Here is a 26,031-nt window from a genome sequence, read left to right on the forward strand (position 1 = left end):
CCTGTGGGTTGCCGCGACTTGTGTGTTCATTCGTGCGCGCCTGATGCGACCTCCGGGATCCAGGCGAAGGGGTCGGGCTGCGTCTGCGTGTACTCGAGACTGAACCAGCCCGGGTAGCCCGCGGTGTCGAAGGCGGCGAAATATCGCGCGAAATCGATTGTGCCGGTGCCGGGTTCGCTGCGGCCAGGTGCGTCGGCGAGCTGGACGTGACCGATCCGGTCGGCGTACCGGGAGATCACCAGGTCGAGATCATCGCCGTTGACGGCGAGGTGATAGAGATCGGCGAGCAGACGAATGTTGTCGACCCCGTGTTCGTCGCGGACGCGTCGGGTCACGCCAATTACGTCATCGGCGACGCGAAGTGGATAGGTAGGTATCGCGCTGAGCGGTTCGAGGAGGATGTCGGCGTCGATGGTCGCCGCGGCGCGGGCCGCCGATGCCAGGTTCTCGGCGGCGAGGGCATCCTGCTCGGCGGGGTCCACGCCCTCGATGCGGTTGCCGTACAGCGCATTGAAACCGACTGTCCCCAGCTGCTTCCCGATCCCGATGGCAACGTCCACGCTGTCTCTGAACTCGTCGGACGTCTCCGGATACGACAGCAGACCGCGTTCTCCTGCGGCCAGATCGCCCGCGGCGAAGTTCAGGTGTGTCAGCCGCATCCCGGCGTCGGCGATCGCCGAGACGAATGCATGCACATCGGAATCCGACGGAACCGACGCGTCGAACGGCCACCAGAACTCGACGGCGTCGAAGCCCGCGTCGCGAGCCGCCTGCGGTCGACGTAGGAGCGGCAGATCGGTGAACAGAATCGAGCAGTTGACCGTCAATCGTCGGGTGTCCACCGCGTGCCGCTCCTGTCGTGCCGATGCTCTCTTTGGGAGGGTAGTCGGTGCACGAGCGAGCATAGAGTGTGACCGAGAGATCTACCGCATGCGTGGAGTCACATACGTTGTATGCGCGCTTCCGTTCGTCGTGTAGTCCAGTCGGACCAAGATGTTAACTCTTGTCGGTGTTTTAACTTACTCTCCTCCCAAGACATACTTGTGAGAGGAGTATTTCAATGACGGTGGCGGACGAAATCAACTCGCTTGCGGCGAAAGTTCGAGACAAGCGAGCGACGATCGAAACCGAAGAGGCAACCAAGAACGCATTTATCATGCCGTTCATCTCGAATGTGCTCGGCTACGACGTCTTCGACCCCTCAGAGGTGATTCCTGAGTTCACCGCGGATGTGGGTGTCAAGAAGGGCGAGAAAGTTGACTACGCCATCTTCAAAGATGGACAAGTCCAAATCCTCATGGAGTGCAAGAAAATCGGGGACACGCTCGATCTCCGATATGCGTCTCAGTTGTTTCGCTATTTCTCGGTGACTTCAGCGCGAATCGCAGTGCTGACCAACGGGCAGCAGTATTACGTGTACACCGATGGCGACATGCCGAACCGCATGGATGAGAAGCCGTTCCTCGTATTCGATCTACTCGACCTTGATCGAACGTTGTTGCCTGAGATCGAGAAGCTGTCGAAGGCAGCCTTCGACCTGGATTCGGTGGTGAGTGCCGCGCAAGAGCTCAAGTACATCGGTGGGATTCGGCGCGTGATCGCCAACGAGATCAAGGAGCCGAGCGACGATTGGGTGCGTTACTTCGTGGCCAAAGTATACGACGGCAAGGCTACGCAGCGTGTGATAGAGCAGTTTCGACCACTCGTGATCAAAGCGGCGGCGCAATACATCGGTGCGCAGGTCAACGATCGTCTGAAGACTGCTCTCGGTGACGATGCGGGCCAGCAGCCGGAGGTCGTGACTGGCTCTGCAGTGCCCTCTGTTTCTGTAGCGGCGTCAGAGTCGGTTGACCACAAGGGCATAGCTGAGGACATAGTGACGACCGATGAGGAGTTGGAAGGCTACAACATTATTAGAGCCATCGCGGTTGCCGAGGTCGCACCGGAGCGCGTGGTATACCGTGACGCCAAGACGTACTTTGCGATTCTTTTGGACGACAACAACAGAAAACCGATCGCACGTCTCTACCTCAACGGCAAGAGCGTCAAGTATTTGATGACGTTCGAGGCAGGTAAAGAAGGGACACGTCGCGACATCGATTCAGTGGTGGATATTTACCGCCATGCCGAACACATCCATGCTGTACTCCAGCAATACGCGAACCCTGTTGCGACAGCGATAGATGAACCGCCTCTCGTCAGCCCGTAGCAATCGCGTAGATAGGCGGTGCTCTAGTCGGTCTACCGGTGTAGCCGCAGTCGTTCGATGTCGCCGGTACACGCACAGCGGCGAAGTCGCGTACTGGCAGGTTGCTTTTTCAGAATCGAGCGCTGGCTCTACCGTCGAGGCATGGCAGCCAAAGGATTCGACTACGCGGGCGGGCGACCTCCTGGACGTGCGATCCGCGATGCGGGTGGAACGTTCGTGTGCCGCTATCTCACGGACGGTGGGCCGTCGCTGCCCGGAAAGCAGCTGATTGCTTCGGAGGTTCGGGATCTGCAGCAGAACGGGATCGCCATCGTCTGCAACTACGAAACGTACGCCGACCGTATGAAATCGGGGTACAACGGAGGAAAGGCTGATGCGCAGTACTCCAACGGGTACGTCGCGCAGCTCGGACTGGTTGGCGCGCCCGTGTACTTCTCCGCGGACTGGGACACCACTGAGGCGGATCAGGTGGCGGTGAACGACTACCTGCGAGGTGCGAGCGACGTGCTCGGAAAAGCCCGGGTCGGTATCTACGGCGGATTCTGGTCAGTATCGCGGGCGCTGGACGCAGGGGTGTGTACGTACGCCTGGCAGACCGCGGCGTGGTCGGGTAGCAATCGTGACCGTCGCATGCACATCTTCCAGGACACCGACGCGGGATACGTGAACGTCGACGGGGTCGAGTGCGACGTCGACTACCGCTACCCCGACGATTTCGGTCAGTACCGCGGCTAAACGCGCGCCGACCCAGGGCGACACGAATGGGCGGATCGCTGGCCAAACCGGCGCGTGCCGATCAGGGGTGGCAGAGGTGATTCCGGAGGGGTGAGTGTTCGCGGCCGACACTGAGGTCGCGGTGGGTGCAGGGGCTGGAGGGTTGACGTACAGAGAGCGCTGCTCTCTAATTGTGAGAGCGGTGCTCACTACGACGGCAGGGTGGTCTCATGTCAGCTCTTCGGCAACGTTCGACGGGCTCGGCTCAGCTGGTCTCGGTGGTTGCGATGATCGTGGCCGGTTTTCTGTTCGTGCTGTACCCGCTGATGCGCGGATTTGACGCGGAGGACAGTCGACACGGAGCTGACAGCTTCGCCGCATGGACATGGGCAGCCTCTCATGTGTCTGCCATGGCCGGTTTCGTACTGATCGCGGTGGCTCTGCGATTTCTCAGGGGCTGGGGCGCCGGTGTGGAGTTGACCGCCTGGTTGGCGGCGTCACTGCTGTTGCCCTATTACGGCGCCGAGGCTTTCGGACTCACGGCAGTCGGTGAATGGGCGCGCGATACGCGCGAGTATGACGCGCTGGCCATTGCCGACGGCTTTCGCTACGCGGCTGTGCCGATGGCGACCTTCGCTGTCGGCTGGCTTCTGTTGGCGGCCGTCGGCCTCATTGTGATCGTGCGCGCGATCCGGGCGAGTGGGGCGGTCGTGCCCCGGTCGGCGGCTGCTGTCGCAGGCGCTTGCCTTGTCGTATTCTTACCGGTGTTCTTCGTGCCCGGACCACTGAGAATCACGCACGGGATGATCCTCGGCATCGCTCTGATCACTTGGGGTGTGGGAGTGTTCGTCGCACACGGGGTGCGTGCCACCCGAACTGCCGCACGAACTGTCGACGACACATCGGTATCGGTCCTGGGTCGCTGACCTTGTCGTAGCGTCAGACGGTGAATCGGCAGGGGTCGTGAGAGACGACGAGCAGGTCAGACTTCCTCCGACCTGCTCGCAACTGGTGCCCTCGGTGAGACTCGAACTCACACTGGACGGGTTTTGAATCCGTTGCCTCTGCCAATTGGGCTACGAGGGCGTGCGGTCGCCGGTGGCGGCTGCAACAGACAACTTTAGATGATCGGCTCAAACCCGCGTCAACCGGTACTCTTCGGAACATCAGTGCTGGTCGCGTGTGGCGCTTACCTGCCGGCGACCATCGACCGTCCGAGTCGGACTCGATGTGGAGGAGGGATTGGTGACTGTGGTGGAGAATGTTCCGGCCCAGGCCGAGGACAAGCAGACTGCGCACAAGGTGCTCGTCGCCGAGGACGATTCGCTGATCCGGATGGATCTCATCGAGATGCTGCGCGAGGAAGGGTACGACGTCGTGGGCGAGGCGCCCAACGGCCAGGCGGCCGTCGACCTCACCGAGAAGCTCTCACCGGATCTCGTGATCATGGACATCAAGATGCCGGTTCGGGACGGCATCGACGCAGCCACCGAGATCGCCGAGAAGCGACTGGCTCCCGTGGTGATGCTCACCGCTTTCAGTCAGCGCGACTTCATCGAGAAGGCGCGCGACGCGGGCGCGATGGCATATCTGGTCAAACCTTTCTCCAAGGCCGATCTCGTTCCGGCCATAGAAGTCGCGGTAAGTCGTTATCACGAACTCAAGATGCTCGAAAAAGAAGTTGCGACAATGCAGGACCGTTTGGAAACGAGGAAGCTCGTGGAACGGGCCAAGGGTCTCCTCATGGAAAAGCAGGCATTGTCAGAACCTGAGGCGTTCAAGTGGATTCAGCGCGCAGCGATGGATCGACGCACGACGATGAAGGCTGTCGCGCAGGTCGTCGTCGAGACTCTGGGGCCCACCGGGTGACTCATGGGTCGGCTGCGTTAAATCTGTGAAAACCAGTCGACGGTGACTAGCAGATTTCTCTTTCATTGCCCCGCGCGACGTCGCATCTAGGTCTATGTTTTCCGAAGGTCTCCTCAGTAGACCTCCCGGCCACAGGGGGCCGGGTGGCTGGACGAGAGGTAGTGAAGATGCATCGTCGCGTGACGACCGCAGCGCTGGGCGTAACGCTGGCCGCTGTGCTCGCCGTTTCGGCATGTAGCAGTAAGTCGACAGACTCGGACTCGTCATCGAGCGGGTCGGCGTCAGCGGGGTCGGGGCTCACCATTTCGCCTCTCGCCCAGATCAACACGGAGGGTAAGGAACAACCGAAGGCGTCTGAGGCCGACGCACTGAATCCGGCGTCGCCCGGCGGGCAGAAGTGTGACCCCGCCACCATCGCCATGGCAGGTGCGCTGACGGGTGCCGACGCCGCACTCGGCATCAACATCGTCGACGGCGCTCAGCTCGCTGTCGACCAGCACAACAAAGCCAATCCCGACTGCAAGATCACGCTCAAGCGTTTCGACACCGAGGGTGATCCGCAAAAGGCGACGCAGGTGGCACCGACCATCACCAACGACGACTCGATCATCGGACTGATCGGTCCCGCCTTCTCCGGTGAGACCAAGGCCACCGGCGGCATTTTCAACCAGGCAGGTCTGGTGTCGGTGACCGCGTCGGCAACCAACCCGACGTTGACCGACAACGGTTGGAAGACGTTCTATCGCGGCCTGGCCAACGATGACATCCAGGGACCGGCGGTCGCCAAGTACCTGACCGGCACCATGGGCAAGAAGAAGATCTGTGTCATCAAGGACGACACCGATTACGGTGCAGGCCTCGCGAAGGCTGTCACCGGTGCGTTGGGCTCCGCAGCCGACGCGGACTGCTCGGGCGACGTCAAGAAGGGCGAGCGCGACTTCTCGGCCATCATCTCCAAGGTCACTGCGGCACAACCGGATGCGGTGTTCTACGCCGGTTACTACGCAGAGGCCGCTCCTCTCGCGCAACAGTTGAAGTCTGCCGACTCCAACGTGTTGTTCGTCTCGGGCGACGGTGCGAACGATCCCCAGTTCACCGCGCAGGCAGGCGATTCCGCGAAGGGCGCAGTCCTGTCATGCCCGTGTGGTCCGGCGCCCGACAAGTTCGCCGCCGACTACAAGGCCGCGTTCAACCAGGCACCCGGCGTGTACTCGGTCGAGGCATACGACATCGCGTCGATCATGATGAAGGGCATCGCAGAAGGCAACAACACCCGCCCGAAGCTCCTCGAGTACATCAGTAAGTACAACGGGGCCGGTCTGGCCCGCAAGTACTCGTGGACCCCGAAGGGTGAGCTCTCCACATCGCTCATCTGGGTGTACGAAGTCAAGTAATCACCAGCACCACTGCAATTCACGAGAACAAGAGAGCGCCCGGCCGTCACCACGGCGGCCGGGCGCGCTCGTGCTGCGACTTTCCGAAGTCTGAGGGGGATGAATGACCACCACGTACCTGGTGGCGCAGACGTCGACCGCAGTGGCGTCGACGATCGGTTTCGACGTCCACTCGCTGGTCAACGGTTTCTGGGGCCTGACGATCGAAGGGCTGACCTACGGCTCGGTGTACGCACTTGTCGCCGTCGGCTACACGCTCGTCTACGGCGTGCTGCGTCTGATCAACTTCGCGCATTCCGAGGTCTTCATGCTCGGTATGTTCGGCACCTACATCGGCTTGCTGCTTCTAGGCTTCAGTCCCTCGGGTAACACGTACGCCGAGGGCACGGTCATGACGATCGTCTACCTCGTGCTCGCCGGACTCTGCGGAATGATCGTCGCGGGCGGCGCCGCCGTCGGTCTCGAGTTCGTCGCCTATCGACCGCTCCGACGACGTGGCGCCAAACCCCTCGCCTTCCTCATCACCGCCATCGGAATGTCCTTCGTGCTACAGGAATTCGTGCACTACGTGTTGCCGAAGTTTCCCGTCGATCCTCCGCTGGGCGGCTCGACCGCCCAGCCCACCATTCGTCTGGTCGAGCCGGTCGAGGAGTTCACCATCTTCGGCGCTCCGGTTTTCAACATGACGATGGTGATCATCGGCTCGGCACTCATCCTGGCGCTGGGCGTCGACTTCATGATCAACAAGACGCGTCTGGGGCGCGGCATCCGTTCGGTGGCGCAGGATTCCGACGCCGCGTTGCTGATGGGCGTGTCACGCGAGCGGATAATCCTGGTGACGTTCCTCATCGGCGGACTTCTCGCCGGTGCGGCAGCCCTGCTCTACACGTTGCGCGTACCGACCAACATTGTCTACAACGGCGGATTCATTCTCGGGATCAAGGCATTCTGCGCTGCCGTCCTCGGCGGTATCGGCAACGTGCGCGGTGCACTGCTCGGCGGTTTGTTGCTCGGTGTGATGGAGAACTACGGCTCGGTGTTGTTCGGTAACCAGTGGAAGGACGTGGTCGCGTTCGTGCTCCTGATCCTCGTCCTGATGTTCCGTCCCACCGGAATTCTCGGTGAGAAACTGGGGAAGGCGAGAGTATGACGACATCCGATGACGCCCAGTCGGGGAAGAACACCCACTCCGAACAGCCCGCCGTGCCTCCGCGTGGGCTCGGCGACCGGATCAGAACCTGGTGGGACAGTCTGCCGCGCGTGCAGCAGTGGCTGCTCGGCGTCCCACTGATCATTTTGTTGGCGTTGCTACCCGTCATCAAACCACCTCTGATCACCACGACTGCGACCAACTTCGGCGTCGTCATGGCGACCTTCGCGATGACAGCCTTGATCGCGATCGGACTCAACGTGGTGGTCGGACAAACCGGTCTACTCGACCTCGGGTACGTGGGCTTCTACGCCGTCGGCGCCTACGTCGTCGCCTTGTTGACCAGTCCGGCCAGCCCACTGTGGGGCAGCGAGGACCACGGATTCTTCTCCGGACCGTGGGCGTGGCTGGCATGCGTGCCGCTCGCGATCATCATCACGGGCATCACCGGCCTGGTCCTCGGTACCCCGACTCTTCGCGTACGCGGCGACTACCTCGCCATCGTGACGCTCGGATTCGGTGAGATCGTGCGTCTCCTCGCCGACAACCTCACCGACATCACCAACGGAGCATCGGGACTGCAGGGCGTCCTGTTCCCCGAACTCGGACGCTCGGACAAGCACCCCGACGGCGTGTTCTCGGTGGGCAACAACAGCCCGACCGCCAACTACGGCGTGTGGTGGTACTGGCTGGGCATCGTCGCCGTGATCCTCGTGCTGATCATCATCGGCAATCTCGAGCGCAGCAGGGTGGGCCGGTCGTGGGTGGCCATCCGAGAGGACGAGGACGCCGCCGAGATCATGGGTGTGCCGACGTTCAAGTACAAGCTGTGGGCCTTCGTGATCGGCGCCGGCATCGGCGGCCTGTCAGGCGCGATCTACGCGGGCCAGGTGCAGTACGTCGACCCGAAGGCATTCACCGTCATCAACTCGATGCTCTTCCTATGCGCCGTCGTTCTGGGCGGTCAGGGCAACAAGCTCGGCGTCATCGCCGGCGCGTTCATCATCGTCTATCTGCCGGCACGCGTGCAGGGCATCGAGGTCGGCGGTCAGTCGCTCAGCGAATTCAAGTATCTGTTCTTCGGCATCGCACTCGTGGTGTTGATGATCTTCCGCCCGCAGGGATTGTTCCCGGCTCGAGCGCGATTACTGACCTTCGGGCGCAAGGTGTACGCCGCTGTGCGACGCAACCCCGACCCGCTACCGTCGGGAAGTGAGGAGGCGCACGCATGACGCACCGGACACCAGACGACCCCGCGGGCAACACGGATCCGAGGACCGGCTCCCACGAGGTCGATGCAGGCAAACTCGACTCCGGCCCCGACAACGCGGAGCAGATCGAGGAGGTGCTCGCCGATCCCGAGTCGACGGCCGTCGTCGATCCGGCGGCAGTAGACGCACAACTCGCCGATCCGGAAGCCGTAGCCGAAGCCGTTGCGCCGCAACGTGACATCGCAACCGCCGAGGGAGAGTCGCTGCTCAAGGTCGAGGGGCTGACGGTCGAGTTCGGTGGACTCGCCGCTCTCGACGACGTGACCTTCGACATCAAGCGTGGCGAGATCCTCGGCCTGATCGGTCCCAACGGAGCAGGCAAGACCACGTGCTTCAACGCGATCACGGGTGTTTACCGGCCTACGCGTGGAACGGTGACCTTCGACGGCGCGCCGCTCGGCAAGATGTCGCAGCACAAGATCACCCGCAAGGGGATCGCCCGCACGTTCCAGAACGTGCGCCTCTGGGGTGAGATGACAGCACTGGAGAACGTCTCCGTCGGCACCGATGCACGCCACAAGACCTCGGTGTTCGGTGCGATCATGCGCACGCCACGGCTCTACCGCGAGGAACATGACGCGGTCGACCGGGGCATGGCACTGCTCGAGTTCGTCGGTATCGGTGCCCGCGCCGCGGAGAAGGCGTCGAACCTTCCCTACGGCGATCAACGTCGCCTCGAGATCGCCCGAGCACTCGCGACCGAGCCCAAACTGCTGTGCCTCGACGAACCGGCCGCGGGCTTCAACCCGAGCGAGAAGTCGGCGTTGATGGAGCTGATCCAGAAAATCCGTGAGGACGGCTACACCGTGCTGCTGATCGAGCACGACATGCGGCTGGTGATGGGTGTCACCGACCGTATCGTCGTCCTCGAGTTCGGCCGCAAGATCGCCGACGGTACGCCGCGCGAGGTGCGCGAGAATCCCGCCGTCATCGCCGCATACCTTGGAGTCCCTGATGACCAGATCGCCTGATACCGACAAGCCTTCGGGCGAGACGACTTCACCGGGGACGTCGAGCGTTGCTCCGGTCCTGGAGATGACTGACGTGGTGATCCACTACGGTCGCATCCAGGCACTGCACGGCATCTCGCTGCGTGTGGACGAGGGGGAGTTGGTGACCCTTCTGGGTGCCAACGGTGCGGGCAAATCGACCACCATGCGCGGAATCTCGGGCCTGCTCAAACTCAGTCAGGGCGACATCCGCTTCCACGGGGAATCGATCACGAAACTGGCGCCGCACGAACGCGTCTCGCGTGGCATCATCCAGGTCCCGGAGGGCAGGCACATCTTTCCCGGGATGACGGTGCTCGAGAACCTCGACATGGGTTGCTACGGAAGGAAATTCGAATCCAAGGCGGCCTACAGTCAAGCCCTCGATCAGGTTTTCGAGCTGTTCCCGCGGCTGAAGGAACGGCGCAAACAATACGGCGGCACCATGTCCGGCGGTGAGCAGCAGATGCTCGCGATCGGTCGTGGATTGATGGCACGGCCCAAACTGCTATTGCTCGACGAGCCGTCGATGGGACTCGCGCCCATGGTGATCCAGCAGATCTTCTCGATCATCGCGCAGATCAACGCCGAGGGCACGACCATCCTGCTCGTGGAGCAGAACGCCCAGCAGGCACTGAGCCGGTCAGATCGTGGATACATCCTGGAGACCGGGTCGATTCTCAAAGAGGGGCCGGGCAGGGATCTACTCGTCGACGATGCCGTGAGGGAGGCCTATCTCGGCGTAGCCTGACGCCGTGACCGACTACCGAATCGACTCCTCCGGCTCGGACAAGAAGCTCGTCAGCGAGATTCTCGGCGAGGCTTTCGTCGACGACCCGGTGATGCGTTGGCTACAGCCCGACACCTCGAAGTACGCGGCTCTGTACCGAGCGTTGCTGACGGCCGGCCACGGATCACGAGGCCGGATGGACGTGTGCTTCGACGGCGACCGTGCAGTGGGTGCCGCTGTGTGGGATCCGCCAGGGTTCCGACTCTCGGGCGGTCGGCAACTTCTTGCCGTGCCGCGATTCATCGCCGCACTCGGGGGCCGTTATCGCCGCGGTCAACTGATCGAGGAGATGTTCGCCGAGTACCGCCCCAGGGAGCCTCACTGGTATCTCGCATTCGTCGGTGCGACACTCCACGGACGCGGCGTCGGCAGCACGCTGTTGCGAGCGGGCATCGAGAGCGTGACCGGCGCGTCGTATCTGGAGAGTTCCAACGAAGCCAACATCCCCCTCTACGAACGCTTCGGTTTCGTCGTGACCGCAGAGGTGAGACTGCCCGACGGTGGGCCTTCGGTGTGGCCGATGTACCGCGCTGCCGCCGGGGGCTGAGATCTGACGCAGGGCGTCACTAGACTCGTCAGGGTGAGTCCCGCGCAGAGTGCACCCGTGAAGAGTTCCACCGAGACCGCGCCGTCTTCGACGTCGTCTCGGTCGAGTGGCAAGGGTGGCAAGAACAAGCGTCAGCCGACGTTGATGCTGCTCGACGGACATTCGCTGGCCTACCGTGCGTTCTTCGCGCTGCCCGCCGAGAACTTCAAGACTGCGACCGGGCAGACCACCAACGCGGTCTACGGCTTCACGTCCATGCTGATCAATCTGCTGCGTGACGAAGAGCCCACCCACGTGGCGGCGGCGTTCGACGTATCTCGTAAGACGTTCCGCTCGGAGATGTTCCCCGAGTACAAGGCGCAGCGATCGAAGTCACCGGACGAGTTCAACGGGCAGGTCGAGTTGACCAAGGAGGTGCTCGACGCACTCGGAATCCCTGTCATGGCGATCGAGGGTTACGAGGCCGACGACATCATCGCGACGCTCGCCACGCAGGCCGAGGCGGAGGGCTACAAAGTGCTCGTCGTCACCGGCGACCGCGACTCGTTGCAACTCGTCGACGACTCGGTGACGGTTCTCTACCCGCGTAAGGGTGTGTCCGACCTGACCCGCTTCACGCCTGAGGAGGTCGAGAAGAAGTACGGCCTGACGCCCACCCAGTATCCCGACTACGCCGCACTGCGCGGCGACCCGAGCGACAATCTGCCCGGTATCCCCGGGGTGGGGGAGAAGACGGCATCGAAGTGGATTCGCGAGTACGGCTCCCTTGCGGAGTTGATCGACCACGTCGATGAGGTCAAGGGCAAGGTCGGCGATGCCCTGCGTGCGCACCTGGCATCGGTGCAGACCAATCGCCAGCTCACCGAGCTCGTCCGCGACATGGATCTGCCCGCGACCCCTGACGATCTCGCCATGGTCGGCTGGGACCGCGACCGAATCCATCAACTCTTCGACGACCTCGAGTTCCGCGTCCTGCGCGACCGTCTGTTCTCGACGCTCAGTTCCGTTGAGCCGGAAGCGGAGTCAGGATTCGAACTCGACGGATCGATCCTCGGCGAGGGCGAGGTCCGCGAGTGGCTCGACGCACACGCGCGTACCGGGCGCAGCGGACTCACCGTGACGGCGCCGCATCAGGTCGTCGGCGCAGACGTGACAGGCGTCGCGATCGCGGCGGCCGATGGCACCTCCGGCTACGTCGATGTGACCACCCTGGGACCCGACGACGAGAAGGCGCTCGGCGAGTGGTTCGCAGACGCCACGATCGAGAAGGCACTGCACGAGACGAAATGGGCGATCCATGCACTGCGATCGCGTGGCTGGTCCCTCGCGGGCGTCACCAGCGACACAGCGCTGGCCGCGTACCTCGTCCGGCCGGGCCAGCGAACCTTCAATCTCGACGACCTCGCGCTGCGCTACCTGCGGCGTGAACTGCGCGCCGACGACGGTGCCGACTCGGGTCAGCTCTCGCTTCTCGACGACGACGGAGGTGCGGCGAAGGTCGCGGAGCAGGCGATGCTCGAGGCCCGCGCAGTCGCCGAACTGGCCGACACACTCGACACCGAGCTCGATCGCATCGACTCCAAGCCGTTGCTCACCGACATGGAGCTGCCGCTGCTGTTCGTGCTCGCCGATCTCGAGGCCGCGGGCATCGCGGTCGACGTCGAGCATTTCGGCGAGCTCGAGGAGACGTTCTCCGAGCGCATCCGTGCGGCCGCGGAGTCCGCATACGCGGTGATCGGTGAGCAGATCAACCTCGGCTCGCCCAAGCAACTGCAGACGGTGTTGTTCGACAAGCTCGACATGCCCAAGACGAAGAAGACCAAAACCGGCTACACCACCGACGCTGACGCACTGCAGACGCTCTACGAGAAGACCGAACATCCCTTCCTCGCCTATCTGCTCGAGCACCGTGACGCGACCCGACTGAAGGTGACCGTCGACGGCCTGTTGAAGTCGGTCGCCGACGACGGCCGAATCCACACGACGTTCAACCAGACCGTCGCCGCCACAGGGCGACTGTCGTCGACGGAGCCCAACCTGCAGAACATACCGGTGCGCACCGAGGCGGGACGGGAGATCCGGCACGGCTTCGTCGTCGGATACGACAACGGTCCCGGCGGATCGGGCGAGCCGTACGAAACTCTGATGACCGCCGACTACAGCCAGATCGAGATGCGCATCATGGCGCATCTCTCCGGTGATGCAGGCCTGATCGAGGCGTTCAACACCGGCGAGGACCTGCACAATTTCGTCGGGTCGCGTGCCTTCGGTGTGCCGATCGACGAGGTGACCACCGAGATGCGTCATCGGGTGAAGGCGATGTCATATGGTCTCGCGTACGGACTGTCGGCGTTCGGTCTCGCGGCACAGCTGCGGATCAGTCGCGAGGAGGCCAAAGAACAGATGGAGGCCTACTTCGACCGGTTCGGTGGCGTGCGTGACTATCTGCACGACGTCGTGCTCGAAGCGCGTCGAAACGAGTACACCGCAACGCTTTTCGGTCGACGACGCTATCTCCCCGACCTCAACAGCGACAACTGGCAACGTCGGCAGGCGGCGGAGCGGATGGCACTCAACGCCCCGATCCAGGGCACGGCGGCCGACATCATCAAGGTCGCGATGATCAACGTCCACAAGCGACTCGTCGCCGAGAATCTCGCGTCCCGCATGTTGCTACAGGTGCACGACGAGCTCGTCGTCGAAGTGGCGCAGGGCGAACGTGAGCAGGCGGAGAAGGTCGTCCGCGAGGAGATGGGCAGTGCGATCGATCTGTCCGTGCCGCTCGAGGTGTCGGTGGGGTTCGGACGTTCGTGGGACGACGCCGCGCACTGATCTGCGCGCCGCAGTGCACGTGCGTTGCGGTGTTCGCACTCGAGGCTGGTGACCGCCCACTCGAGGTTCGCCGACGTCGTCAGAAAAGCAACAGTCGCTGGGGTGACTCCGCGGTGTTGTCAAGGGTTCTGGCAGTATTCACCAGATGAGCGAGAAGCGTCGATTGTCGATCGGTGTCCTCGACGGCGACGGGATCGGGCCGGAGATTGTGCCGGTCGCAGTAGACGTGGCGAGCGCTGCCGCAGCGTGCGAAGGCCTCGAATTCGATTGGGTGCGTGCAGCTCTCGGTGTCGGAGCGATCGGGCCACACGGAACGCCGCTGCCCGACTCGACGTTGGCGGCACTCGACGCGCTCGACGTATGGATACTCGGACCGCACGATTCGGCGAGCTACCCGCAAGAATTCCGGAACGCACTCACTCCCGGCGCCACGATTCGCAAGAGGTTCGGCTTGTACGCGAACATCCGACCGTGCCGCGCATACCAGGGTGTGGCGGCCACCGCCCCCGACATCGACGTGGTGATCGCTCGTGAGAACTCCGAGGGTCTCTACGCCGACCGCAACATGGAGGTGGGCAGCGGTGAGTTCATGCCCACACCCGACATTGCGCTGGCTGTGGGGGTCATCACCCGCGACGCGAGCCGACGGATCGCTCGCGAGGCGTTCCGTCTCGCGCAACAGCGTGGGCGGCACGTCACGATCGTTCACAAAGCCAATGTGCTCCGCCTGAGCACAGGACTCTTCCGCGACGCGTGTCTGGAGGTCGCTGCGGAGTATCCCGACGTCGTCGTCGACGAACAGCATGTCGACGCCATGGCAGCGCTGTTGGTGCGCAGGCCGACGGACTTCGACGTCCTCGTCACCGAAAATCTCTTCGGCGACATCTTGTCCGACCTCGCGGCAGAACTCGCGGGCTCGTTGGGGATGGCCGGGTCGATCAACTGCTCGGACACCAAGGCCATGGCGCAGGCCAGCCACGGCGCGGCACCCGACATCGCCGGACGCGGAATCGCCGATCCCGTCGGCATTCTCGCGTCGACGGCCATGATGTTGCGGTGGTGGGGAGATCATCGCGACGATGACGCGCTGATCCGGTGCGCATCGAGAATCGACTACGCCGTCGAGGCGACGCTTGCGGCGGGCATCCGCACCGCCGACCTCGGCGGTATCGCGAGCACCCGCGAGTTCGGCGACGTGGTCGCGGCGGCGACCGCGTGTACGCCCGCCTGAGCACCGGCCGACGTCGAACGATGGTTAATCCTTCGTAACTATCCTGTGGAATCCGGTTGAAGCCAGTAAGTTACACGGGGTGTCGACGTGTGTCGGCGCTGTTGTCTCGAGGCGCTCACCGAAGCGCCGGGGGAAGGGATCTCGATGCGAATTCAGCGATCGACTCGTACTCGATCTTGGCGGTTCGGCGGTGTGTTCGCCGCACTGGTGGCCATCATGGCGATGGTGCTCGCCGGGTGTACGAACAACGAATCCGACGAAGGTGGCAGTGGCGGCGCCGCGAGTTCCTCGAAGGCGGTGGAGGCGACCAAGGTCGACTCGATCGCCGCGCTCGTACCCGAGCCCATCCGTAACTCGGGAACGCTGGTCGTGGGCGTGAACGTGCCGTACTCGCCCAACGAGTTCAAGGACCCCTCCGGCAACATCGTCGGCTACGACGTCGACCTGATGAACGCGGTCGCTGGTGTACTCGGACTCAAGGCCGAGTTCAAAGAAGCCGACTTCGACAAGATCATCCCCGCGATCCAGCAGGGAACCTACAACGTGGGTATGTCGTCGTTCACCGACAGCAAGGAGCGCGAGCAGCAGGTCGATTTCGTCACCTACTACAACGCCGGTGTGCAGTGGGCCCAGCAGAAGGGCGGCAACATCGACCCGAACAACGCCTGCGGTAAGCGTGTGGCGGTGCAGTCGACCACCGTCGAGGACACCGACGAGGTGCCCGCCAAGAGCAAGGCATGCACCGATGCGGGCAAGCCAGCGATCGAGAAGGTCAAGTTCGACAGCCAGGACGAGGCGACCAACGCTCTGGTGTTGGGCAAGGTCGACGCGATGTCCGCGGACTCGCCGGTCACCGCGTACGCGATCAAGCGCTCCGACGGCAAGCTCGAAGCAGCCGGTGGCGTCTTCGACTCGGCGCCCTACGGCTACCCGGTGCAGAAGGGCTCGTCGCTGACGCAGGCGCTTCAGCAGGCGGTGCAGCATCTGATCGACAACGGGCAGTACAAGCAGATCGCCGAGAACTGGGGCGTCGAGGCAGGCGCCATTCAGAAGTCGGTCATCAATGGCGCGGTCAGCTGACCTGTGACGACGCCGTCTGACGGCACGGTCGGGATCGACTCTTCGAAAGTGGAGCCGACCCCGATCAAAGCCGTACCCCTCAAACACCCCGGCCAATGGATCGCGGCCGCAATCGTCCTGATTCTGGTCGCACTCTTCATCTACGGTGCGGCCACCAACGACGCCTATGCGTGGGACACCTACGCCAAGTATCTGTTCGACACCCGGATCATGTCGGGTGTCGGCTACACGCTGGCATTGACGGTGCTGTCGATGGTGATCGCCATCATCCTGGGCGTGCTGCTCGCCATCATGCGTCTGTCACCGAATCCGGTACTGCGAGCGACGTCGTGGGTGTATCTGTGGATCTTTCGCGGCACGCCGGTCTACGTGCAGTTGGTGTTCTGGGGTCTGTTCCCGTCGATCTACAAGCGCATCGATCTCGGTATCCCGTTCACGGTGCAGTTCGCGCACTTCGACATCCAATCGCTGAACGCGGCATTTCTTTTCGCGGTGATCGGACTGGCGCTCAACGAATCCGCATACATGGCCGAGATCGTGCGTGCAGGAGTCTCGTCGGTGGGTGAGGGACAGACCGAGGCGTCGGTGGCACTGGGCATGACGTGGTCGCAGACCATGCGTAGAACCGTGCTGCCTCAGGCGATGCGGGTCATCATCCCGCCGACCGGCAACGAAGTCATCAGCATGCTGAAGACCACCAGCCTCGTGGCGGCCGTGCCGTTCAGTCTCGAACTGTACGGACGCGCCCGCGACATCTCAGGCGTGATCTTCCAGCCGATCCCGCTGCTTATGGTCGCCTCGACCTGGTACCTCGTGGTCACCAGCATCCTGATGGTCGGACAGTACTACCTGGAGCGGTACTACGCCCGCGGGGCCACCCGCGCGATGACGAACAAGCAGCGCAAAGCGCAGGCTGCGGCGGCCGAGGTCACCGATCCGCAGCACGGGGGTGGGGGAGTATGACAACCGTGGAGAACACCGTGGAGAACACGTCCGGTCAACCGATGGTGCTCGCCGACCGCGTCTGCAAGAGCTTCGGTACCACCCAGGTCCTCAAGGGGATCTCGCTCGAGGTGCAACGCGGGGAAGTGCTCTGCATCATCGGTCCGTCCGGCTCGGGCAAGTCGACGTTCCTGCGATGCGTCAATCACCTCGAGGAGGTCAACGCGGGTCGGCTTTACGTCGATGGTGACCTCATCGGATACCGCGAGCGCGGCGGCAAGCTCTACGAGATGAGCCCGAAGGACGCGGCCAAGCAGCGTCGTGACATCGGGATGGTCTTCCAGCACTTCAACCTGTTTCCGCACAGGACGGTGCTCGAGAACGTGATCGAGGCACCGACGCAAGTGAAGCGGGAGAGCAAAGCCGACGCCGCGAAGCGTGCGGAGTACCTGCTCGACCGAGTGGGGTTGGCCGACAAGGCGTCGTCGTATCCGGCGCAGTTGTCGGGTGGACAACAACAGCGCGTCGCCATAGCCCGTGCGCTGGCCATGGAACCGAAGCTGATGCTTTTCGACGAACCGACATCGGCACTCGACCCGGAACTCGTCGGTGACGTGCTCGGCGTGATGCGCGAGCTCGCCTCGACCGGCATGACCATGCTGGTGGTCACGCACGAGATGGGTTTCGCCCGCGAGGTCGCCGATCAACTGGTGTTCATGGACGGTGGGGTCGTCGTCGAACAGGGCGATCCGCGTGAGGTCCTCGCCAACCCGCAGCATGAGCGGACGAAGACCTTCTTGTCGAAGTTGCTGTAGCGCAACGCTGCTGGTCGTTCGTCGCGTGAACGACATCGGTATAGTCGACCCGGCTTGATATCCGAGACGATGGCGAAGCGGCGGGTGACAGTGTGAGGGCAGTGGGTGCTCGACGGTATTGGTTGTCCGCATCGGCGGGCGCGGTACTCGCAGCGGTCGTGCTCGCCGTGCTCGCCGCGGTATGGTTCGCAGGCTCGGGAGTCGTGCTCGACGGTGCGGCGCGGTATGTGACCCGCGGGGTGTACCAGATCCCGGCGACCACGCTCGTCTTCGGACTCGCGTGCGGCATCCTCACCTATCGCACCGCCCGGCAGCTCGGCCTCTCGCGCATGCGGAAAGTCGGTGCCGTGCTGCTGTGCGTGCTCGCGGTGGGGTGGCTGGTGTTCGCCGTTGTGGCTGGTACGTCGACGGTGGAGAACGTGTTTTATCGTCTCGTCGGCGTCTCCGGGCATCGGATCACGGTCGTGATCGCGACTGTGATGGTGTGCGCGACAACGCTACTGGTGATTGCCCAGTGGGCGCCGTCGCGACGTTCGGGCGACACGGTCCGCCGCGATGCCATCGCCGTCGGGGTCGTCTTCGTCGTCGTGATCGCGGTGGCTTGTGGAAGTGCGATCGGCGCTGTCTTCCGTGTACCGCAGTCGACATCGGCCTCAGCGTCCCGTGAGTCGTCGGTTGCGCCGATTTCCGAGACAATGGGGATGCGGGCAGGAGTACCACAGCGATTCGACGGCGATGTCGAGATCGTGTCCGCAGCAGCGGGTTACGTCGTATGGGACGCCGGGGTGGTGCAGGCGTACGGCCCCGACTCCTACGATTCCTCACACAAGGCGCCACGGTGGACCTTCGACGTCGCGAGGGAGTTCGGCACGTGCGGGCAGGGAGCCATGTTCTCGACTGGGGTGTCGGCTGAGGCGGTGGTGCTCGTCAGTTGCCTCGTCGACGAGTCGTCGGCCACCTCATCGACGGTAGAGGAGAACCAAGCATTCATGCCGGGTGCGCAGCGAGCACCCGGTACCTACGTGCTTGTTGCGCTCGATGCGCAGACCGGTCAACGACTGTGGACACGCCTCGGACAACACTTGGTGGTCGGGCAGCAACAGATAGTCGGACACGCTGTGCCCATCGTGTCGCCGGGCCGACTCGCCGCGCTCGAGCCACGATCGGGAACCCCCGAGTGGTCGATCAAGAGCGATCTCTGCTTCCTCGAAAGCGATTCACGTGCAGCGCAGTTCGTCACCACCGCGCACCATCTCGCCTACACCTGTGCGGACCGGCTCGTTGTGCTCGACGCCGACACCGGGAGAGACAGCACGCACAGCCTCCCCGGGGCTGATCGTGTGGCCGAAGGCCTTGGACAGACCGGGATCGTCGGTATTGCAGGTGATCGGGTCGCAGTGTTCTCTATGTCCGCCTACCTCGGCAACGACTCCTATGTGTCGGTCGTCGATCTTTCAACCGGTACAACAGTGCTCGGTCCGCGCGCCGACGACAGCTCCCGCTCCCTCGTGGGTCAGATCGACCAACCGGGCCCGGCTGTCGGGGTACTCCCACCTACGAACGACGTCGCGTTTGGCGGCGTGCAGATGCACTATTCCTGGAACGTGATCGATGTTGCGTCGCTGCGGGAAATCACCATCACACGCATGGGCCCGGTCGGATGGTTTGTCGCGGATCCCGGTTATCAGCGTTGGTTCGTCGCGAAAGACGGTCTGCTGACCGCTGCCTTCGGTGCGGTCGGTAAGACTTTCAGTAACCGCGACGCGGCCGAGCCGGAAGTGGCCTTAGGTGGGGCACCGAGTGTTCTGACACGGATCGGCTGGGACGGAAGAGTGCGGCAGAACCCGAGCGTCGCCTGCTCGTCGGCCTCCGAAGCAGGCCACTCCGAGGCCAGCGGGTTGATCCCGCTCTCCGGTGCATTCCTTCACGTCTGTCGGGGCGATTCGGGGAAGGGAGAAGTCTCGACGACGACTGTGCGCGCCTATCGGTGATTCGGAGCAGTCGTACGCGGTTTGACACAGCAGAACACGGCTGTTCCGGGGAAGTACTGCCCGCGAAGCGGACTCCACTGCCCCCATTCCTCGTCGAGGTCGTCGGGCCACTCCGGCTCGACGATGTCGTCGAGAATCAGCCCCGCGGCACGGATCTCGCGCACACGGTCGCCGATGGTGCGGTGATGCTCGACGTAGGTCACAGTGCCGTCGGCGTCGACTTCCGAGTACGGCGTCCGACTGAAGTAGGGCATGGTCACGGTCAACCCGGCAGGTCCGGGGTCGTCGGGAAACATCCAGCGCATGGGGTGATTGACCGAGAAGACCCACCGGCCGCCGGGCTTGATGACGCGCGCGGCCTCGGCCATCACCCCGGCAGGGTCGGCGACGAACGGGACCGCACCGAACGACGAGAACGCGATGTCGAAGCTCTCGTCGGCGAACGGGAGCGATTCCGCCGTCGCCTGTATGAGCGGAACACGTGGTTCGTCGAATCGCGCCATGGTCGCGAGGCCATGGGCGAGCATCCGGTGCGACAGATCGAGCCCGACAGGGCGAGCGCCGTGCGTGGCAAGCCAACGTGAACACGGTGCTGAGCCGCAACCGATTTCGAGGATGTCGCGGTCGACGATGTCGCCGAGAAGGTGAACGTCGGCTTCGCGCAACCGTTCCGGGCCCCAGACGAACTCGCCGCCAGGGAAGTCGGAACCGAGGAAGCCACCGTGCTCGCGGTGATACTCGTCGGCCTCGGAGTCCCACCAGGACCGGCTCGCGGCATCACTTGTCCGCGAGTCGATGTCGCCGAGCACGCGAGGCGCGCGTGGGGTCTCGTCGCCGAGCACGCGAGGCGCGCGTGGGGTCTCGTCGCCGAGCGCGCGAGGCGCGCGTGGGATCTGGTCGTCGGTCACGTCGACGAGTGTAGGACCCGCGCATATGCAGTGTGTCTAGCCCAGCGCGTCGGCGGAGCGGCCGGTCGTCCGATGACCGAGAACTCCGACGTTGATGATCAGAAGCAGCATCGCGAAGGCGACGACGCCGAACACGGCGCCGGAGCCGCTCGCATCGAGGAGAGGCAGCAGGATGAAGGGAAGTAGACCGGTGGTGATCTTCGACAGCGAGTAGGCCGCACCGGCACCGGTCGCGCGAATCGCCGTCGGGTACGAGTCGGCGAGGTATACGTGATATGCGTTCGAGAACAGATTGCTGATCATCGTGTAGCCGACGCCCGAGATCACGATGGCTACCGGGTTGGTGGCGAATCCGAACCACAGGCCCAGGAGTGCCATTGCGGCAGCAGATCCCATCACCAGATATTTGCGCTCCACCCGTTCGACGATCGGTATCGCGAGGAGTGAGCCCAGCGGATAGCCGATGTACGAGGCGGTGACGTAGCCGAGCGAGGTGAGCACGTCGAAGCCCTTGGCCACAAGTATCAATGGTGCGAGAGTTCCGAATCCGTAATAGCCGAACACCTCGAGGATCGACAGCAGCCAGAGCATGACGGTGCGCCTACGAAGTCGGTGGCCGAACAGCGACGAGAACGGCATCTCGTGTGCTTTCTGCACCTCCAACGTCGTGTCCGGTTCGGCGAGCTGATGCCCGGCTGCACGTGCCTCATTCTCGAGTGCGATGCACACGGCGTCGGCCTCCTCACGACGGCCGTGGGTTTCCAGCCAGCGCGGCGATTCCGGTAGTCGACGACGCACGACCCAGACGGCGAAGGCGCCGAGTCCGCCGAGGAAGAACAGCCAGCGCCATCCCTCGAAGCCGAGTGGATGCAGCGGAACCAACCAGCGCGCGAGGAGCCCGACAACCGGTACGCCGATGAACGCGACGGTGTATGACCACGAGATGAACCGTCCGCGAACAGCTTTCGGCAGGAGGTCGGCGAGATAGGAGTCGGCGAGGGCGAACTCGGCACCGATGCCGACACCTGCCAGAAACCGCATGGCGATCAGGAACGCGGCATTGGGACTGAACGCGGCGACGAGTGAGAACACCGAGTAGATCCCCAGATTGATCATGAACGCGGGCCGCCTGCCGATGCGGTCGGACAGTCTCCCCATCACCAGTGCCCCGACGAACTGTCCGAAGAACGCCGACCCGAGTATGAGGTTCAGTTCGGTGCGCGAGAGGTCGAGTTCGGTTGTGAGGACCGAGGAGATGGTTGCGGCGAGGAAGTTCTCGTAGAGGTCGAAGAACAGCGCGAGTCCGACCACGGTGGTGGCGATCCGGTGGGTGCGGACGACCGGTAGCCGATCGAGACGTGCGGCTATCGACGGACTGGAATCGGTGATGTGCGTCGACATCTGTCGAATCTTAGGCTGTCGAACTTCCTTGATGTGAGGCGACGACGGTGGCGGTACGACTGTCGCTGTCCCAGCGTCGGATGGCGGTGATGGATGCCGGTAATCCTGATGGCGGCAGGTCGAGTGCGGCTATGACCTCGTGGACCTGGTCTGCGTGCACGCGCCGAGCCATGGTGACGTGCGGTGTCCACGAGCCGGGCAGCGTGTGCGCGAACACGCCGGACTCGGTGTCGGCTACCGATGCGTGGGCGACAACGGCGTCGACCACCGCCTCATGGGCGGCCAGCAGTTGCGCGGTAGGTACCACCAGCAGTGCGACGACGAGTCTGTCGCCACGGCCGAACACGATCGCCGACCCGACCGCGACCCGGATGGGTAGTCGTACGTCGACATGGCGAATGGCCGTGCCTGCGGCAGGGGCGATGCGCTGTGCTGCGGCGATCGTCACATGTGGCCGGTTGGTGGCGGAGGGATTCGTTCCCGCATTTGGCAGGTCCAAGGCCCGGAGCAGGTCCCAGCGTTCGCGTAGACGGCGCTCGGACTCGTCGTCGAAGAGGAATTCCACCGAGTGGGCCACCGTTGCTCCTGTTCGTGTGCTGCTGTGTCCGCTCCGGGTGTCGATCGTGATGTCTGGCCGTCTCGGATGTGCGGTGGCGGGATGTACTCAGAAGTGGTATTTGCCCAGCGCAACGCCACTAGAGTAAGGTAGACAAAGCGCGTGGAGGCATCTTTCGCGCAGTTCAGCTTGTCTTCACCTGGAAGTCATCACAGTGTGGTGACCTGGGAAGACGCAGATCGGTCAGCATGATCGACGCCTGTGTCGCCGACGCAGCTGTCCAAACAATGTGAACTGTACCTACTACATACCTGTCCGGAGCAACTCAACATATGTCGTCCCCCACGATCACCTCGCCGCAAGTAGCCGTCAATGACATCGGCTCGGCTGAGGACTTCCTCGCAGCCATCGACTCCACGATCAAGTACTTCAACGATGGCGACATCGTCGAAGGGACCATCGTCAAGGTCGATCGGGACGAGGTTCTGCTCGACATCGGTTACAAGACCGAAGGCGTGATCCCCTCTCGCGAACTGTCGATCAAGCACGACGTCGACCCCTCTGAGGTCGTCAACGTCGGTGACGAGGTCGAGGCTCTTGTTCTCACCAAGGAGGACAAAGAAGGCCGCCTCATCCTGTCCAAGAAGCGTGCTCAGTACGAGCGCGCCTGGGGCACCATCGAGGAGCTCAAGGAGAAGGACGAGGCCGTCAAGGGCACCGTCATCGAGGTCGTCAAGGGCGGCCTGATCCTGGACATCGGCCTGCGCGGCTTCCTCCCGGCATCGCTCGTGGAGATGCGTCGCGTGCGCGATCTGCAGCCGTACATCGGCAAGGAGATCGAAGCCAAGATCATCGAACTCGACAAGAACCGCAACAACGTGGTCCTGTCGCGTCGTGCGTGGCTCGAGCAGACCCAGTCCGAGGTCCGCAGCGAGTTCCTGCACCAGCTCCAGAAGGGTCAGGTCCGCAAGGGCGTCGTGTCCTCGATCGTCAACTTCGGTGCGTTCGTCGATCTCGGCGGCGTCGACGGTCTGGTCCACGTCTCCGAGCTCTCTTGGAAGCACATCGATCATCCGTCCGAGGTTGTCACCGTTGGTGACGAGGTCACCGTCGAGGTTCTCGACGTCGATCTCGACCGCGAGCGTGTGTCGTTGTCGCTCAAGGCAACTCAGGAAGACCCGTGGCGTCAGTTCGCCCGCACCCACGCGATCGGTCAGATCGTGCCGGGCAAGGTCACCAAGCTGGTTCCGTTCGGTGCGTTCGTCCGCGTCGACGACGGCATCGAGGGTCTCGTGCACATCTCCGAGCTGGCCGAGCGCCACGTCGAGGTCCCGGACCAGGTTGTCGCCGTCGGCGACGACGCGATGGTCAAGGTCATCGACATCGACCTCGAGCGCCGTCGTATCTCGCTGAGCCTCAAGCAGGCCAACGAGGACTACACCGAGGAGTTCGACCCGTCGAAGTACGGCATGGCCGACAGCTACGACGAGCAGGGCAACTACATCTTCCCCGAGGGCTTCGACGCCGAGACCAACGAATGGCTCGAAGGCTACGAGAAGCAGCGCGAAGAGTGGGAGAACCGCTACGCCGAGGCGGAGCGTCGTCACAAGATGCACACCGCTCAGATCGAGAAGTTCGCTGCTGCCGCAGCCGAGGCCGAGAAGGCCCCGACCGACTACTCGTCGGCATCGTCGGAGAGCCGCAGCACCTCGAGTGCTCCCGCATCGTCGGGCGGCTCGCTGGCAAGCGACGAGCAGCTCGCCGCACTGCGCGAGAAGCTGTCGGGCAACGCCTGATAGTCGTATCCCGCACGTAAAGCCCAAGAGCGCCTCCCGGATTCGTCCGGGAGGCGCTCTTGTTTCGTAGTACCGCACTGTTGGTGACGTCGGTGTGACCAGCATGAAGGAACCAAGACCGGCTCACGAGCAGGGCGCCGGCGGTCGGCTGGCGTCGGGCTACGACGGCGGTGCGCTGGTCTATGACGCCGTCGGTGAGGTGTGGCTGCCACCCGAGACAATCGAGCTCACCGACGCCACCGGCTGATCGGGTCGCCACTCGGATGACGGTGGTGACGCGGCGTTTGCGACACTGGAGGCTGTGATCCGAGTGGGGCTCTCCGGCGGCATCGGAGCCGGCAAATCGACAGTGGCCACGACGTTCGTCGAGCGTGGGGGCTACCACATCGACGCTGACAAGATTGCGCGTGAGGTGGTCGAACCGGGTACGCCTGGGCTCGCGAGCCTTGTCGAGGCTTTTGGTGACGACATCCTCGCCGACGACGGTGCGCTCGATCGGCCCGCGCTGGCGGCCAAGGCCTTCCGCGACGAGGAGAGCAGACAGAAGCTGAACTCCATCACGCATCCGCTTGTCGGGGCGCGGACGCAGGAGTTGCTCGCTGCCGCACCGGTGGATTCGGTTGTCGTGCAGGACATCCCATTACTCGTCGAGGGCAACATGGCGCCCTTCTTCCACCTCGTCGTGATCGTCGGCGTCGACGAGGAATTGCGCGTGCAACGTCTCACCGAGTTGCGCGGAATGCCCGAGGATGACGCGCGGGCGCGGATTCGCGCCCAGGCCACCGATGAACAACGGCGGGCCGTCGCAGATGTCTGGCTGGACAATTCGGGTACGCCGGAGGAGCTCGCGGCCGCCGCGGCGGAACTGTGGGACGAGCGCCTCGTGCCCTACGAGGCCAATGTGCGTTCGCGCACGATCGTCCCAGGGCCGGTCGCGCTCGTCGAGCCGGACCCGGCGTGGGCGCAGGCAGGGGCCAGGGTAATGAACCGACTCTGGGCCATCGTCGGTGACAAGGCCTCGGCAATCGACCACATCGGGTCGACATCCGTGCCCGGACTGATCGCCAAGCCGACCATCGACATCCAGGTCACCGTGGCAGGACTCGACATCGCGGACGGACTCGCCGACGTCCTCGCCGACGGCGGCTTCCCGCGCGCTCCCGGAATCGAGGGCGACAACCCGAAGGCGGATCCGGCCACGGGTTCGGTGGACCGTGGTGACTGGGGCAAGCGGTTCCACGGTTCGGCCGATCCGGGTCGCCCGGTCAACGTGCACCTGCGGGTCGCAGGATCACCAGGTGCCCGGTTCGCGGTCGACTTCCGTGACTGGTTGCGCGACGACCCGGCCGCACGCGACGAGTACGCGGGCGTCAAGCGCACGGCGCTTGCTGCGGCCGACGGGGACATTGACCGATATGTGGCGGCCAAGGAGCCGTGGTTCGACCAGGCATACCCACGTATCGCGGCGTGGCGCACAAACCGAGACTCCTAGCCCGCCCGGTTTTCCTGCCAGGGCAGGGTCGCTCGTATTGTCACGTCCGTGGTG

At 63.6% G+C, this 26,031-nt stretch carries 23 protein-coding genes and 1 tRNA gene; 19 read left to right on the plus strand and 5 right to left on the minus strand.

All coding sequences use genetic code 11. The features are described 5' to 3' along the window. Nucleotides 1-26: 26 nt before the first annotated feature. Entirely contained in the window at nucleotides 27-842 is an 816-nt protein-coding gene (locus LK459_RS19885) for a hydroxypyruvate isomerase family protein (protein ID WP_227920240.1), read from the minus strand. 218 nt (nucleotides 843-1,060) lie between these two features. Between LK459_RS19885 and LK459_RS19890 the strand changes: the two genes are divergently transcribed. The 3 genes from LK459_RS19890 to LK459_RS19900 all read left to right on the plus strand — a co-directional run bounded on the left by LK459_RS19890 (nucleotide 1,061) and on the right by LK459_RS19900 (nucleotide 3,849). After that, nucleotides 1,061-2,209: a type I restriction endonuclease gene (locus tag LK459_RS19890; protein WP_227920241.1), complete on the plus strand. Its 1,149-nt coding sequence runs from the start codon at nucleotides 1,061-1,063 to the stop codon at nucleotides 2,207-2,209. 141 nt (nucleotides 2,210-2,350) lie between these two features. Next, nucleotides 2,351-2,944: a glycoside hydrolase domain-containing protein gene (locus LK459_RS19895; protein ID WP_227920243.1), complete on the plus strand. Its 594-nt coding sequence runs from the start codon at nucleotides 2,351-2,353 to the stop codon at nucleotides 2,942-2,944. Between the two features lie 209 nt (nucleotides 2,945-3,153). Beyond that, the gene (locus LK459_RS19900) at nucleotides 3,154-3,849 is read left to right on the plus strand and encodes a hypothetical protein (protein ID WP_227920244.1); all 696 of its coding nucleotides are present in this window, start codon (nucleotides 3,154-3,156) and stop codon (nucleotides 3,847-3,849) included. An 83-nt stretch (nucleotides 3,850-3,932) separates the two neighbouring features. Here LK459_RS19900 and LK459_RS19905 read toward each other — a convergent pair. Then, a tRNA-Leu gene (locus tag LK459_RS19905) sits at nucleotides 3,933-4,009 on the minus strand. Between the two features lie 159 nt (nucleotides 4,010-4,168). Here LK459_RS19905 and LK459_RS19910 point away from each other — a divergent pair. The 13 genes from LK459_RS19910 to LK459_RS19970 all read left to right on the plus strand — a co-directional run bounded on the left by LK459_RS19910 (nucleotide 4,169) and on the right by LK459_RS19970 (nucleotide 19,824). Then, nucleotides 4,169-4,792, plus strand: a complete 624-nt coding sequence (locus LK459_RS19910; RefSeq protein WP_227920246.1) for an ANTAR domain-containing response regulator — start codon at nucleotides 4,169-4,171, stop codon at nucleotides 4,790-4,792. Nucleotides 4,793-4,959: 167 nt separating this feature from the next. Beyond that, nucleotides 4,960-6,186 (plus strand): branched-chain amino acid ABC transporter substrate-binding protein, encoded by a 1,227-nt coding sequence (locus tag LK459_RS19915; RefSeq protein ID WP_007237001.1) that lies wholly within the window; start codon nucleotides 4,960-4,962, stop codon nucleotides 6,184-6,186. Nucleotides 6,187-6,289: 103 nt separating this feature from the next. Further along, nucleotides 6,290-7,336: a branched-chain amino acid ABC transporter permease gene (locus tag LK459_RS19920; RefSeq protein ID WP_007237002.1), complete on the plus strand. Its 1,047-nt coding sequence runs from the start codon at nucleotides 6,290-6,292 to the stop codon at nucleotides 7,334-7,336. Continuing rightward, nucleotides 7,333-8,568, plus strand: a complete 1,236-nt coding sequence (locus LK459_RS19925; RefSeq protein ID WP_227920247.1) for a branched-chain amino acid ABC transporter permease — start codon at nucleotides 7,333-7,335, stop codon at nucleotides 8,566-8,568. The genes LK459_RS19920 and LK459_RS19925 overlap by 4 nt, the downstream gene beginning before the upstream one ends. Beyond that, complete coding sequence (locus tag LK459_RS19930; RefSeq protein ID WP_227920248.1) at nucleotides 8,565-9,578, plus strand: ABC transporter ATP-binding protein; 1,014 nt, start codon at nucleotides 8,565-8,567, stop codon at nucleotides 9,576-9,578. Before LK459_RS19925 ends, LK459_RS19930 begins: the two co-directional genes overlap by 4 nt. Beyond that, nucleotides 9,562-10,347, plus strand: a complete 786-nt coding sequence (locus tag LK459_RS19935) for an ABC transporter ATP-binding protein (protein ID WP_227920249.1) — start codon at nucleotides 9,562-9,564, stop codon at nucleotides 10,345-10,347. The genes LK459_RS19930 and LK459_RS19935 overlap by 17 nt, the downstream gene beginning before the upstream one ends. A gap of 4 nt (nucleotides 10,348-10,351) precedes the next feature. Beyond that, nucleotides 10,352-10,933, plus strand: a complete 582-nt coding sequence (locus LK459_RS19940; RefSeq protein ID WP_227920250.1) for a GNAT family N-acetyltransferase — start codon at nucleotides 10,352-10,354, stop codon at nucleotides 10,931-10,933. Between the two features lie 33 nt (nucleotides 10,934-10,966). Beyond that, entirely contained in the window at nucleotides 10,967-13,765 is a 2,799-nt protein-coding gene (polA, locus tag LK459_RS19945; protein WP_407648654.1) for a DNA polymerase I, read from the plus strand. Nucleotides 13,766-13,910: 145 nt separating this feature from the next. Continuing rightward, nucleotides 13,911-14,996 carry an isocitrate/isopropylmalate dehydrogenase family protein gene (locus tag LK459_RS19950; RefSeq protein WP_227920251.1) on the plus strand — a complete coding sequence of 362 codons (1,086 nt, stop codon included), beginning with the start codon at nucleotides 13,911-13,913 and terminating at the stop codon, nucleotides 14,994-14,996. A 144-nt stretch (nucleotides 14,997-15,140) separates the two neighbouring features. Further along, the gene (locus LK459_RS19955; protein ID WP_227920252.1) at nucleotides 15,141-16,076 is read left to right on the plus strand and encodes an ABC transporter substrate-binding protein; all 936 of its coding nucleotides are present in this window, start codon (nucleotides 15,141-15,143) and stop codon (nucleotides 16,074-16,076) included. Nucleotides 16,077-16,079: 3 nt separating this feature from the next. Next, nucleotides 16,080-17,039, plus strand: coding sequence for an amino acid ABC transporter permease (locus LK459_RS19960; protein ID WP_227920253.1), 960 nt, complete (start codon nucleotides 16,080-16,082; stop codon nucleotides 17,037-17,039). A gap of 41 nt (nucleotides 17,040-17,080) precedes the next feature. After that, a complete protein-coding gene (locus LK459_RS19965) occupies nucleotides 17,081-17,833 on the plus strand; it encodes an amino acid ABC transporter ATP-binding protein (RefSeq protein ID WP_039993206.1) in 753 nt (250 codons plus the stop codon). Between the two features lie 92 nt (nucleotides 17,834-17,925). After that, entirely contained in the window at nucleotides 17,926-19,824 is a 1,899-nt protein-coding gene (locus LK459_RS19970) for a PQQ-binding-like beta-propeller repeat protein (RefSeq protein ID WP_227920254.1), read from the plus strand. Here LK459_RS19970 and LK459_RS19975 read toward each other — a convergent pair. The 3 genes from LK459_RS19975 to LK459_RS19985 all read right to left on the minus strand — a co-directional run bounded on the left by LK459_RS19975 (nucleotide 19,815) and on the right by LK459_RS19985 (nucleotide 22,710). Further along, nucleotides 19,815-20,666: a class I SAM-dependent methyltransferase gene (locus LK459_RS19975; protein WP_227923901.1), complete on the minus strand. Its 852-nt coding sequence runs from the start codon at nucleotides 20,664-20,666 to the stop codon at nucleotides 19,815-19,817. The genes LK459_RS19970 and LK459_RS19975 overlap by 10 nt on opposite strands. A 102-nt stretch (nucleotides 20,667-20,768) precedes the next feature. After that, nucleotides 20,769-22,133: an MFS transporter gene (locus LK459_RS19980; protein ID WP_227920256.1), complete on the minus strand. Its 1,365-nt coding sequence runs from the start codon at nucleotides 22,131-22,133 to the stop codon at nucleotides 20,769-20,771. A gap of 10 nt (nucleotides 22,134-22,143) precedes the next feature. Beyond that, nucleotides 22,144-22,710, minus strand: coding sequence for a 2'-5' RNA ligase family protein (locus LK459_RS19985; RefSeq protein ID WP_227920258.1), 567 nt, complete (start codon nucleotides 22,708-22,710; stop codon nucleotides 22,144-22,146). Nucleotides 22,711-23,021: 311 nt separating this feature from the next. Between LK459_RS19985 and rpsA the strand changes: the two genes are divergently transcribed. The 3 genes from rpsA to coaE all read left to right on the plus strand — a co-directional run bounded on the left by rpsA (nucleotide 23,022) and on the right by coaE (nucleotide 25,977). Beyond that, nucleotides 23,022-24,485 (plus strand): 30S ribosomal protein S1, encoded by a 1,464-nt coding sequence (gene rpsA / locus LK459_RS19990; RefSeq protein WP_007237016.1) that lies wholly within the window; start codon nucleotides 23,022-23,024, stop codon nucleotides 24,483-24,485. Nucleotides 24,486-24,588: 103 nt separating this feature from the next. Next, nucleotides 24,589-24,732, plus strand: a complete 144-nt coding sequence (locus tag LK459_RS19995; protein ID WP_227920260.1) for a hypothetical protein — start codon at nucleotides 24,589-24,591, stop codon at nucleotides 24,730-24,732. Nucleotides 24,733-24,786: 54 nt separating this feature from the next. Then, entirely contained in the window at nucleotides 24,787-25,977 is a 1,191-nt protein-coding gene (gene coaE / locus LK459_RS20000; protein WP_227920262.1) for a dephospho-CoA kinase, read from the plus strand. Nucleotides 25,978-26,031 lie beyond the last annotated feature (54 nt).

Origin of the sequence: Gordonia otitidis, assembly GCF_020735545.1 — a bacterium.
GTDB lineage: Bacteria > Actinomycetota > Actinomycetes > Mycobacteriales > Mycobacteriaceae > Gordonia > Gordonia otitidis.